This is a genomic window from Propionicimonas sp. (genome assembly GCF_049840635.1).
Lineage (GTDB): Bacteria > Actinomycetota > Actinomycetes > Propionibacteriales > Propionibacteriaceae > Propionicimonas.
In genome coordinates this window covers 281,301-294,126 of the sequence record NZ_JASGKL010000005.1, presented here as the reverse complement: position 1 = coordinate 294,126, position 12,826 = coordinate 281,301, and the positions used below count along the sequence as shown (strand labels likewise).

The following is a 12,826-nucleotide window of genomic DNA, read 5'->3' as shown; positions in this document are numbered from 1 at the left end:
CGTCGGATGAGTACACCACTTGGGCCGGTGTTCTGCAGCGTATGGAAACCCCTCCCGTGCCAGCCGCAGACACCGGCCCTGTGGCGTGCAGGGGAGGGTTGCGGCCGCTGAGCCGGCCGGCCCCGTTCCCCACTGGCGAATCCGCCCGGCCGTGAGCCCGTTGCTGGTCCCCCCGAGAGAACGGCGTGCTCCACCGGGCGGATTTGCGGCCTCCGGGGGTCCGAGGTAAGCTTGCGCTTTGCCCATCGCCATCGACGACCCGTGCACTTGACGCGGGCCGTTCTGCGTGCAACGAAACCGGCTGCCGCCGGATTTTTGCGGAAGGACTCCACCTTGGCCGTCTCGCGCACTGCGTCGAAGAACACCAATGTTGTCTCACCCAGCGGTCGGATCTCCTTCGCGAAGATCCACGAACCGCTCGAGGTTCCGAACCTTCTTGATCTCCAGGTCGAGTCCTTCGACTGGCTGATCGGCAACGAGACCTGGCAGGGCCGGGTCGCTGCCGCCCAGGCCGAGGGACGCACCGACATCAACACGAAGTCGGGCCTCGAGGAGATCTTCGAGGAGATCTCCCCGATCGAGGACCTGTCCCAGACCATGTCGCTGTCGTTCCGCGACAACCGGTTCGAGGACGCCAAGCACACCGTCGAGGAGTGCAAGGACCAGGACTTCACCTACGCGGCTCCGCTGTTCGTCACCGCGGAGTTCATGAACAACGACACCGGTGAGATCAAGAGCCAGACGGTGTTCATGGGCGACTTCCCGCTGATGACCGACAAGGGCACGTTCATCATCAACGGCACCGAGCGGGTCGTCGTCTCCCAGCTGGTCCGGTCCCCGGGCGTCTACTTCGAACAGACCCCGGACAAGACCTCGGACAAGGACATCTTCACCTGCAAGATGATCCCGTCCCGCGGCGCCTGGCTGGAGTTCGAGATCGACAAGCGCGACATGGTGGGTGTCCGCGTCGACCGCAAGCGCAAGCAGAACGTCACCGTGCTGCTGAAGGCGCTCGGCTGGACCAACGAGCAGATCCTCGAGGAGTTCGGCGAGTTCGAGTCGATGCGGCTCACGCTCGAGAAGGACCACACCGCGAACACCGACGAGGCGCTGCTCGACATCTACCGCAAGCTGCGTCCGGGCGAGCCGCCGACCCGTGAGGCCGCCCAGCAGATGCTGGAGAACTACTACTTCAACCCGAAGCGCTACGACCTGGCGAAGGTCGGCCGGTACAAGATCAACAAGAAGCTCGGCACCGGCCTGCCCTTCGACACGCAGGTGCTGACGATCGAGGACATCGTCGCGGCCATCCGCTACATCGTCATGCTCCACGAGGGCCGGACGGAGTACGAGGGCATGCCCGTCGAGACCGACGACATCGACCACTTCGGCAACCGCCGCCTGCGCACGGTCGGCGAGCTCATCCAGAACCAGCTGCGGATCGGCCTCGGCCGGCTCGAGCGGACGGTCCGCGACCGGATGACCACCCAGGACATCGAGGCGATCACGCCCCAGACCCTGATCAACATCCGCCCGGTCTCGGCCGCGCTGAAGGAGTTCTTCGGCACGTCCCAGCTGTCGCAGTTCATGGACCAGACCAACCCGGTCGCGGGCCTCACCCACAAGCGGCGGCTCTCCGCGCTCGGCCCGGGCGGTCTGTCCCGTGACCGCGCCGGCATGGAGGTCCGCGACGTGCACCACAGCCACTACGGCCGGATGTGCCCGATCGAGACCCCTGAGGGCCCGAACATCGGCCTGATCGGCTCGCTGGCGTCCTTCGCCCGCGTGAACGCGTTCGGGTTCATCGAGACCCCGTACCGCAAGGTCGAGAACGGCTACGTCACCGACCAGATCGACTACCTCACCGCCGACGAGGAGGACCGCTACGTCATCGCCCAGGCCAACGCCAGGGTGGGGGCCGACGGCCACTTCCTCGAGGATCGCGTGCTCGTCCGGAAGAAGGACGGCGACGCCGACGAGGTCCCGCAGCTGGAGGTCCAGTACATGGACGTCTCGCCGCGCCAGATGGTGTCGGTCGCGACCGCGCTGATCCCGTTCCTCGAGCACGACGACGCGTCCCGCGCCCTGATGGGTGCGAACATGCAGCGCCAGGCCGTCCCGCTGATCCGTAACGAGGCCCCGTTCGTGGGCACCGGCATGGAGTACCGCGGTGCGGTGGACGCCGGCGACGTGACCGTGGCCAACAAGCCCGGTGTGGTCACCTCCGTGAGCGCCGACATCGTCGACGTCACCAACGACGACGGCACCTACACCAGCTACCGGCTGGACAAGTTCCGTCGCTCCAACCAGGCCACCTGCATCAACCAGCGTCCGCTGGTCGGTGCCGGCGACCGGGTCGAGGTCGGCACGCCGCTCGCCGACGGTGCCTGCACCGACGGCGGCGAGATGGCGCTCGGACGCAACCTGCTGGTCGCGTTCATGCCGTGGGAGGGCCACAACTACGAGGACGCGATCATCCTGAGCCAGCGTCTCGTGCAGGACGACGTCCTGACCTCGATCCACATCGAGGAGCACGAGATCGACGCCCGCGACACCAAGCTCGGTGCCGAGGAGATCACCCGCGACATCCCGAACATCGGCGAGGACATGCTCGCCAACCTGGACGAGCGGGGCATCATCCGGATCGGCGCCGAGGTCGGCACCGGCGACATCCTGGTCGGCAAGGTCACGCCCAAGGGCGAGACCGAGCTCACCCCGGAGGAGCGGCTGCTGCGCGCGATCTTCGGCGAGAAGGCCCGTGAGGTCCGCGACACCTCGATGAAGGTCCCGCACGGCGAGACCGGCACCGTGATCGGCGTCCGCGTCTTCGACCGCGAGAACGACGACGAGCTGCCCCCGGGCGTGAACCAGATGGTCCGCGTCTACGTGGCCCAGAAGCGCAAGATCTCCGACGGCGACAAGCTCGCCGGCCGCCACGGCAACAAGGGCGTGATCAGCAAGATTCTGCCGGTGGAGGACATGCCGTTCCTCGAGGACGGCACCCCGGTGGACATCGTGCTGAACCCGCTCGGCGTCCCGTCCCGGATGAACGTCGGCCAGGTGCTGGAGACCCACCTCGGGTGGGTCGCCAAGGCCGGCTGGGACATCAAGGGTGTGGACGAGCCGTGGGCCGACCGCCTGCGCGAGGTCGGGCTGGAGCACGTGGACGGCGACGCCCGCCTGGCCACCCCGGTCTTCGACGGTGCCAACGAGGAGGAGATCGCGGGCCTGCTCGAGCACGGGCTGCCGCAGCGTGACGGCCTCCAGCTGGTGGACTCCGGCGGCAAGGCGAAGCTCTTCGACGGCCGCTCCGGCGAGCCGTACCCCGAGCGCGTCGGCGTCGGCTACATCTACATGCTGAAGCTGCACCACCTGGTCGACGACAAGATCCACGCCCGCTCCACCGGCCCGTACTCGATGATCACCCAGCAGCCGCTGGGCGGCAAGGCGCAGTTCGGTGGCCAGCGGTTCGGCGAGATGGAGGTGTGGGCACTGGAGGCGTACGGCGCCGCCTGGGCCCTGCAGGAGCTGCTCACCATCAAGTCCGACGACGTCCCGGGCCGCGTGAAGGTCTACGAGGCGATCGTCAAGGGCGAGAACATCCCGGAGCCCGGCATCCCCGAGTCGTTCAAGGTGCTGGTCAAGGAGATGAAGTCGCTGTGCCTGAACGTGGAGGTCCTCTCCAGCGACGGCACCGTGGTGGAACTGCGTGACTCCGAGGACGACTTCCGCGCCAGCGAGGAGTTCGGCATCGACCTGTCCCGTCGTCCGGGTGCGGACTCCTTCCGCTCTCTCGACGAAGTCTGAGTTTCGACTCAGTCACCAGACAACTCAGACAACACACGTTTCCTGGCAACAGGAGAAAGAGAAGCAACGTGCTGGACGTGAACTTCTACGACGAGCTGCGCATCGGGCTGGCCACGGCCGACCAGATCCGGGAGTGGTCGCACGGCGAGGTGAAGAAGCCGGAGACCATCAACTACCGGACCCTGAAGCCCGAGCGTGACGGCCTGTTCTGCGAGAAGATCTTCGGGCCCACCCGGGACTGGGAGTGCTACTGCGGCAAGTACAAGCGGGTGCGCTTCAAGGGCATCATCTGCGAGCGCTGTGGCGTCGAGGTGACCCGTTCCAACGTGCGTCGCGAGCGGATGGGCCACATCGAGCTGGCCGCGCCCGTGACCCACATCTGGTACTTCAAGGGCGTCCCGTCCCGGCTGGGCTACCTGCTGGACATCGCTCCGAAGGACCTGGAGAAGGTCATCTACTTCGCCGCGTACATGATCACCGCGGTCGACGTCGACGCCCGTCATCGCGACCTGCCCTCGCTGGAGGCCAAGGTCGAGGTCGAGCGCAAGCAGCTGGAGGCGCGTCGTGACAACGACGTGAACGCCCGGATGCAGAAGATCGAGGAGGACCTCGCCCAGCTGGAGGCCGAGGGCGCCAAGGCCGACATCAAGAAGCGGGTCCGCGACGGCGGCGAGCGCGAGGTCGAGCAGCTGCGTGACCGTGCGCAGCGCGACCTCGACCGGCTGGAGGCCGTCTGGACGCGGTTCAAGGGCCTGAAGGTCCAGGACCTCGAGGGTGACGAGATCCTCTACCGGGAGATGAAGAACCGGTTCGGCAAGTACTTCGAGGGCTACATGGGGGCCGAGGCGATCAAGAAGCGCCTCGCGACCTTCGACCTCGCCGAGGAGTCCGAGAACCTGCGCGAGATCATCCAGACCGGCAAGGGCCAGCGCAAGACGCGTGCCCTGAAGCGGCTGAAGGTGGTGGCGGCGTTCCTGAACACCACCAACTCCCCGCTCGGCATGGTGCTCGACGCCGTCCCCGTGATCCCGCCGGACCTGCGTCCGATGGTCCAGCTGGACGGTGGCCGCTTCGCGACCTCCGACCTCAACGACCTGTACCGCCGCGTGATCAACCGGAACAACCGGCTCAAGCGTCTGCTCGACCTCGGCGCCCCCGAGATCATCGTGAACAACGAGAAGCGGATGCTGCAGGAGGCCGTCGACAGCCTGTTCGACAACGGCCGCCGTGGCCGTCCGGTCACCGGGCCGGGCAACCGTCCGCTGAAGTCGATCTCCGACATGCTGAAGGGCAAGCAGGGCCGGTTCCGCCAGAACCTGCTGGGCAAGCGCGTCGACTACTCCGGCCGTTCGGTCATCGTGGTCGGCCCGCAGCTGAAGCTGCACCAGTGCGGCCTGCCCAAGAACATGGCCCTGGAGCTGTTCAAGCCGTTCGTGATGAAGCGGCTCGACGACCTTAACCTCGCGCAGAACATCAAGAGCGCCAAGCGGATGGTCGAGCGCCAGCGTCCGGTCGTGTGGGACGTGCTGGAGGAGGTCATCGCCGAGCACCCGGTGCTGCTGAACCGCGCACCGACGCTGCACCGGCTCGGCATCCAGGCGTTCGAGCCGCAGCTCATCGAGGGCAAGGCCATCCAGCTGCACCCGCTCGTCTGCACGGCGTTCAACGCCGACTTCGACGGTGACCAGATGGCCGTGCACCTGCCGCTGAGCGCGGAGGCGCAGGCCGAGGCCCGCATCCTGATGCTGTCGACCAACAACATCCTGAAGCCCGCCGACGGTCGTCCGGTCACCCTGCCCACGCAGGACATGATCATCGGGCACTACTTCCTCACCCTCGAGCGTCCCGGGCTGCCGGGCGAGGGTAGGGCGTTCTCGTCCATCGCCGAGGCCTACATGGCCTTCGACCGCGGTGAGCTGGGCATCGGCGCGCGCTGCCGGATCCGCCTGGAGGGCGTGGTCGTGCCGGACGCTGCGCAGATGCGCCCCGACGGCAGCGTGCTGCTCGAGACGACCCTGGGCCGCGCCCTGTTCAACGAGGCGCTCCCTGCGGACTACCCGTTCGTGAACGAGGAGGTCGGCAAGAAGAAGCTGGGCCAGATCGTCAACGACCTGGCCGAGCGGTACCCGAAGGTCGACGTGGCGGTCACGCTGGACCGGCTCAAGGCCCTCGGCTTCAAGTGGGCCACCCGCTCGGGCGTGACGGTGTCGATCGCCGACGTGCAGACCCCGCCGTCCAAGCCGGAGATCCTGGCCGGGTACGACGCCCGCGCCAACAAGATCACCAAGCAGTACGAGCGCGGCAAGGTCACCGAGGAGGAGCGGCACCAGGAGCTGATCCAGCTGTGGACCGACGCCACCGCCGAGCTCACCGCTGCGATGGAGGCCAACTTCACCAAGGACAACCCCATCTTCATGATGGTGCACTCCGGCGCCCGAGGGAACATGACCCAGATGCGCCAGATCGCCGCCATGCGGGGCCTGGTGGCCAACCCGAAGGGCGAGATCATCGCCCGGCCGATCAAGTCCAACTTCCGTGAGGGCCTGTCCGTGCTGGAGTACTTCATCTCCACGCACGGTGGTCGGAAGGGCCAGGCCGACACGGCACTGCGCACGGCCGACTCCGGCTACCTCACCCGGCGGCTGGTGGACGTCTCGCAGGACGTCATCATCCGCGAGGAGGACTGCCAGACCGACCGTGGCCTGACCAAGGCGATCGCCGCCGAGGGTCGCACCGGCAAGCTCGTCGCAGCCAGGAACGTGGAGACCGCTGTCTACGCGCGCACCCTGGCCACCGACGTGGTCACGCCGGAGGGCAAGGTGCTGCTGGAGGCCGGGGTCGACCTGGGCGACGTGAACATCAAGAAGCTGCTGAAGAACGGGATCACGGAGGTGAAGGTCCGCTCGGTCCTCACCTGTGAGGCCGCGACCGGCACCTGCGCGATGTGCTACGGCCGTTCGCTGGCCACCGGCAAGCTCGTCGACGTCGGCGAGGCGGTGGGCATCGTGGCCGCCCAGTCCATCGGCGAGCCCGGCACCCAGCTGACGATGCGGACCTTCCACACCGGCGGTGTGGCCGGGGACGACATCACGCAGGGCCTGCCCCGCGTGGTCGAGCTCTTCGAGGCCCGCCAGCCCAAGGGCAAGGCGCCGATCGCCGAGGCGGCCGGCCGCGTCCGGATCGAGGAGGGTGAGCGGCTGCGCAAGCTGGTCATCGTCCGCGACGACGGCGAGGCCGACCTGGAGTACCCGCTCCCGCGGCGCGTCCGCCTGGAGTGGGAGGACGCCGCCGGCGTCCGGCACTCCGTCGGTGAGGGCGACCACGTGATGGCCGGCCAGCAGCTGTACGCCGGTACCCCCGACCCGCAGGACGTGCTCCGCGTGTCCGGCCTCCGCAAGGTGCAGGAGCACCTGGTGGAGGAGGTGCAGGCCGTGTACCGGACGCAGGGTGCGCCGATCCACGACAAGCACATCGAGATCATCATCCGGCAGATGCTCCGCCGGATCACGGTGATCGAGTCGGGCGACACCTCGATGCTGCCGGGCGAGCTCGTCGACCGGAAGATGTTCGAGGCGGAGAACCGCCAGATGGTGACCGAGGGCCGCACGCCCGCGCAGGGCCGTCCGGTGCTGATGGGGATCACCAAGGCGTCGCTGGCGACCGAGTCGTGGCTGTCCGCGGCCTCGTTCCAGGAGACCACCAAGGTGCTCACCGACGCGGCGATCCACGCCAAGTCGGACTCCCTGGTCGGCCTGAAGGAGAACGTCATCCTGGGCAAGCTGATCCCGGCCGGCACCGGTCTGGACCGGTACCGGAACATCCGGGTGGAGCCCACCGCGGAGGCTCGGGCGGCCGCGTACGACCTCTCCTACGACCCGTACGACTACGACCTGAGCGTCGGTGGTCCTGCGGTCGGCCTGGACGAGTACGACACCGGCGAGCTGCGCTGAGCCATGCGCATCGTCGCCGCGTCCGACCACGCCGGAGTGGAACTCCGGCGGGAGATGGCCGATGAGGCCCGGCTGCTGGGACACGAGGTCACCGACCTCGGCCCGGCGCCGGGCGAGGCCGTCGACTACCCCGTGAACGGGGCGCTGGTCGGACGCCTGGTCGCCGCGGGGGAGTACGACCTCGGCCTGTTGGTCTGCGGGACCGGGGTCGGCATCTCCATCGCGGCGAACAAGGTCCACGGCATCCGTGCCGTGGTCTGCTCCGAGCCGTTCTCGGCGGCGCTCTCGCGCCGGCACAACGACTCCAACGTGCTCGCCGTCGGCGCCCGCGTGGTCGGTCCGGGCCTGGCCCGGATGATCACCAGGGAGTGGCTGACGGCCGAGTTCGAGGGAGGCCGGCACGCTCGCCGCGTCCAGCTCATCAACGACCTCGACGCCGATCGCGAGGCCGACGTTTTGACCCCGGACAGGGCCGTGAAGTAGCCTTGACCGTTGTGTTCGGGCGACCGAACCATGCGTGCGTGCGCCGCGTCCGGCCCTTCGGCTGGTGGCGCTCGGCGCGCGCCACACAAACCACGCAAGGAAAGAGATACCAGCCGGTGCCCACTATCCAGCAGTTGGTCCGCAAGGGCCGCACGGACAAGGTCAGCAAGAACAAGACGCCTGCGCTGAAGGGTTCGCCCCAGCGACGCGGCGTCTGCACCCGCGTGTACACCACCACCCCGAAGAAGCCGAACTCGGCGCTGCGCAAGGTCGCCCGCGTCCGGCTGTCCTCCGGCGTGGAGGTCACCGCGTACATCCCGGGTGTCGGCCACAACCTGCAGGAGCACTCGATGGTGCTCGTCCGCGGCGGCCGTGTGAAGGATCTCCCCGGCGTCCGGTACAAGATCATCCGCGGTTCCCTGGACACCCAGGGCGTCAAGAACCGCAAGCAGGCCCGCAGCCGCTACGGCGCGAAGAAGGAGAAGTAATGCCTCGCAAGGGTCCCGCCCCGAAGCGTCCCGTCGTCGTCGACCCGGTCTACGGCTCGCCGCTGGTCTCCCAGCTGGTCAGCAAGATCCTGCTCGACGGCAAGAAGACCACCGCGCAGAGCATCGTCTACGACGCCCTCGAGGGCACGCGCGCCAAGACCGGCGTCGACCCGGTGCAGACGCTGAAGAAGGCTCTGGACAACATCCGTCCGGCGCTGGAGGTGAAGAGCCGTCGCGTGGGCGGCGCCACCTACCAGGTGCCGATCGAGGTGAAGCCGGGCCGTGCGAACACCCTCGCGCTGCGTTGGCTCGTGAGCTTCTCCCGGCAGCGCCGCGAGAAGACCATGACCGAGCGCCTGATGAACGAGCTGCTGGACGCGTCCAACGGGCTCGGTGCGTCGGTGAAGCGCCGCGAGGACACCCACAAGATGGCCGAGGCGAACCGTGCGTTCGCCCACTACCGTTGGTGACCCACACCCGCGCATGAACCCCATCAGGGCACGGCAGATCACCCGCCGTGCCCTGAACCCTGAGCAAGGCTGAACGAAGAACGGAAGGTAGAGCCCGAAGTGGCGATTGACGTGAAGCAGGACCTCTCCCGGGTCCGCAACATCGGCATCATGGCGCACATCGATGCCGGCAAGACGACGACCACCGAGCGGATCCTGTTCTACACCGGCATCAACTACAAGATCGGCGAGGTGCACGACGGCGCCGCGACGATGGACTGGATGGAGCAGGAGCAGGAGCGCGGCATCACGATCACGTCCGCCGCGACGACCTGCTTCTGGAAGGACAACCAGATCAACATCATCGACACCCCCGGGCACGTCGACTTCACCATCGAGGTCGAGCGTTCGCTGCGGGTGCTGGACGGTGCGGTCTGCGTGTTCGACGGTGTGGCGGGCGTCGAGCCCCAGTCGCAGACGGTGTGGCGCCAGGCCACCCGCTACGGCGTGCCGCGGATCTGCTACGTCAACAAGCTGGACCGCACGGGCGCGTCCTTCGACTACTGCGTGAAGACGATCCGCGAGCGCCTCAACGCGATCCCGGCCGTCCTGCAGCTGCCGATCGGCGCCGAGGCCAACTTCACCGGTGTGGTCGACCTGGTCGGCATGCGTGCGCTGATGTGGCACGGCGAGACCAAGATCGGCGAGGACTACACGGTCGAGGAGATCCCGGCCGACATGGCGGACGCCGCCGCCGTCGCCCGCGAAGAGCTCATCCACGTGCTGGCCGACCACGACGACGAGTTCGCCGAGGCGTGGCTGGAGGCCGAGGAGACCGGTGACGAGCTCACCGTCCCCCAGATCAAGGCCGCCGTCCGGCGCGCGGTGATCGCGAACAAGATCACCGCGGTGGTCTGCGGCTCGTCCTTCAAGAACAAGGGCGTGCAGCCCATGCTCGACGCCACCATCGACTACCTGCCGTCCCCGCTGGACATCCCCGCGATCGAGGGCTTCAAGCCGGGCCACCCGGAGGAGGTCATCGAGCGGCACACGTCCAACGACGAGCCGCTGGCGATGCTGGCGTTCAAGATCGCGGCCGACCCGCACCTGGGCAAGCTGACCTACATCCGGATCTACTCCGGTGTGCTCAAGACCGGCCAGCAGGTGCTGAACTCGACCAAGAGCCGCAAGGAGCGGATCGGCAAGATCTACCAGATGCACTCCAACAAGCGTCAGGAGATCGAGCAGATCGGCGCCGGCATGATCGTCGCGGTGATGGGCCTGAAGGACACCACCACCGGCGAGACGCTGTGCGACCCGGCCAACCCGGTCGTGCTGGAGAGCATGGACTTCCCGGCCCCGGTGATCGAGCAGGCCATCGAGCCCAAGACCAAGTCCGACCAGGAGAAGCTGTCCATCGCGATCCAGCGCCTGGCGGAGGAGGACCCGACCTTCCGCGTCCACACCGACGACGAGACCGGGCAGACCATCATCGCCGGCATGGGCGAGTTGCACCTCGAGGTGATGATCGACCGCATGAAGCGGGAGTTCAAGGTCGAGGCGAACATCGGCAAGCCGCAGGTGGCCTACCGCGAGACCCTCCGCCGCCCGGTGGAGAAGGTCGAGTACACCCACAAGAAGCAGTCGGGTGGTTCGGGCCAGTACGGCAAGGTGATCATCTCGCTGGAGCCGCAGGAGGCGGGCGCGGGCTACGAGTTCGTGAACGCCGTCACCGGTGGTCGCATCCCCCGGGAGTACATCCCGGCCGTCGACCAGGGCATCAAGGAGGCCATGGCCTTCGGCCCGCTCGCCGGCTACCCGGTGGAGGACATCAAGGTGACGCTGCTTGACGGCGCGTACCACGACGTCGACTCCTCGGAACTCGCGTTCAAGATCGCCGGCTCGATGGTCTTCAAGGAGGCCGCCCGCAAGGCCGATCCGGCCCTGCTCGAGCCGCTGATGGCGGTCGAGGTGACCACCCCGGAGGACTACCTGGGCACGGTGATCGGCGACATCAACAGCCGCCGCGGCCACGTCCAGTCCATGACCGAGGCCCACGGCAACCAGGTCGTCAAGGCGCTGGTTCCGCTGAGCGAGATGTTCGGCTACGTCGGCGACCTGCGGTCCAAGACGTCCGGGCAGGCGTCCTACTCGATGGAATTCGACTCCTACGGCGAGGTTCCCAAGTCCGTGGCCGACGAGATCATCGCGAAGGGACGAGGCGGCGCCTGAGTTTGACTCAGGCACCGGCGTAGAGAAAACTTGGCATGGTTCGCGCCCAGCGCGAGCCGTGACCATGCAGTCAACAAACCAGTAACGCCCCGCGAGCCCGCGTGGCGACTATCCGAAAGAGGAGCCCAAGTGGCAAAGGCCAAGTTCGAGCGGACCAAGCCGCACTGTAACATCGGCACCATCGGGCACATCGACCACGGCAAGACCACGCTCACCGCGGCGATTACGAAGGTGCTCCACGACAAGTACCCCGAGCTCAACGCGGTGTCGGCGTTCGACCAGATCGACAAGGCGCCGGAAGAGCGCCAGCGCGGCATCACGATCTCGATCGCGCACGTCGAGTACCAGACCGAGAAGCGTCACTACGCTCACGTCGACTGCCCCGGTCACGCTGACTACGTGAAGAACATGATCACCGGTGCGGCCCAGATGGACGGTGCGATCCTCGTGGTCGCCGCCACCGACGGCCCGATGCCGCAGACCCGCGAGCACGTCCTCCTGGCCCGCCAGGTCGGCGTGCCGGCGATCGTCGTCGCGCTGAACAAGTGCGACATGGTCGACGACGAGGAGCTCATCGAGCTCGTCGAGCTGGAGGTCCGCGAGCTGCTGAGCGCGCAGGAGTTCGATGGCGACAACGCCCCGATCGTCCGCGTCGCCGCGTTCCCGGCCATGCAGGGTGACGCCAAGTGGAGCGAGTCGATCCTCGAGCTGATGGATGCGGTGGACGAGTACATCCCGCAGCCCGAGCGCGAGACCGACAAGCCGTTCCTGATGCCGATCGAGGATGTCTTCACGATCACCGGCCGCGGCACCGTCGTGACCGGCCGTATCGAGCGCGGCATCGTCAAGACCGGCGAGACCGTCGACATCATCGGCATCCACGACAAGAAGCAGACCACCACCATCACCGGTGTGGAGATGTTCCGCAAGATCCTCGACGAGGGTCGCGCGGGCGAGAACGTCGGCCTGCTGCTGCGTGGCACCAAGAAGGACGACGTCGAGCGCGGCATGGTCGTGATCAAGCCGGGTTCGACCACCCCGCACACCGACTTCGATGCCAACGTCTACGTGCTGACCAAGGAGGAGGGTGGCCGTCACAAGCCGTTCTTCTCGAACTACAGCCCGCAGTTCTACTTCCGCACCACCGACGTGACCGGCGTCGTTCAGCTGCCCGAGGGCACCGACATGGTGATGCCCGGTGACAACACCGACATGACCGTGCACCTGAACAAGCCGATCGCCATGGAGGACGGCCTGAAGTTCGCCATCCGTGAGGGTGGCCGGACCGTCGGCGCCGGCCGCGTGACCAAGATCATCAAGTGATCCTGGCCTAGGCAACCAGTTCGGCCCCCGCAGCAATGCGGGGGCCGTTCTGCGTCTCCGGGAGCGTCCGGCCGCGGCACGATAGGAACCGTCC

At 67.3% G+C, this 12,826-nt stretch carries 7 protein-coding genes; all 7 read left to right on the top strand.

The window, feature by feature from the left end; genetic code table 11:
* Positions 1-333: 333 nt before the first annotated feature.
* The 7 genes from rpoB (at position 334) to tuf (ending at position 12,732) form a co-directional block, all read left to right on the top strand.
* Positions 334-3,807, top strand: coding sequence for a DNA-directed RNA polymerase subunit beta (gene rpoB, locus QM779_RS07420; protein ID WP_428533767.1), 3,474 nt, complete (start codon positions 334-336; stop codon positions 3,805-3,807).
* 68 nt (positions 3,808-3,875) lie between these two features.
* On the top strand, positions 3,876-7,757 hold the full coding sequence (locus tag QM779_RS07415; protein WP_428533765.1) for a DNA-directed RNA polymerase subunit beta': 3,882 nt from the start codon (positions 3,876-3,878) through the stop codon (positions 7,755-7,757).
* Positions 7,758-7,760: 3 nt separating this feature from the next.
* Positions 7,761-8,240 (top strand): ribose 5-phosphate isomerase B, encoded by a 480-nt coding sequence (gene rpiB / locus QM779_RS07410; RefSeq protein ID WP_428533763.1) that lies wholly within the window; start codon positions 7,761-7,763, stop codon positions 8,238-8,240.
* A 116-nt stretch (positions 8,241-8,356) separates the two neighbouring features.
* On the top strand, positions 8,357-8,728 hold the full coding sequence (rpsL, locus tag QM779_RS07405) for a 30S ribosomal protein S12 (protein WP_020488528.1): 372 nt from the start codon (positions 8,357-8,359) through the stop codon (positions 8,726-8,728).
* Positions 8,728-9,198 carry a 30S ribosomal protein S7 gene (gene rpsG, locus QM779_RS07400; protein WP_428533761.1) on the top strand — a complete coding sequence of 157 codons (471 nt, stop codon included), beginning with the start codon at positions 8,728-8,730 and terminating at the stop codon, positions 9,196-9,198. Before rpsL ends, rpsG begins: the two co-directional genes overlap by 1 nt.
* A 99-nt stretch (positions 9,199-9,297) precedes the next feature.
* On the top strand, positions 9,298-11,409 hold the full coding sequence (gene fusA / locus QM779_RS07395; protein ID WP_428533759.1) for an elongation factor G: 2,112 nt from the start codon (positions 9,298-9,300) through the stop codon (positions 11,407-11,409).
* Between the two features lie 129 nt (positions 11,410-11,538).
* A complete protein-coding gene (tuf, locus tag QM779_RS07390) occupies positions 11,539-12,732 on the top strand; it encodes an elongation factor Tu (protein ID WP_428533757.1) in 1,194 nt (397 codons plus the stop codon).
* Positions 12,733-12,826 lie beyond the last annotated feature (94 nt).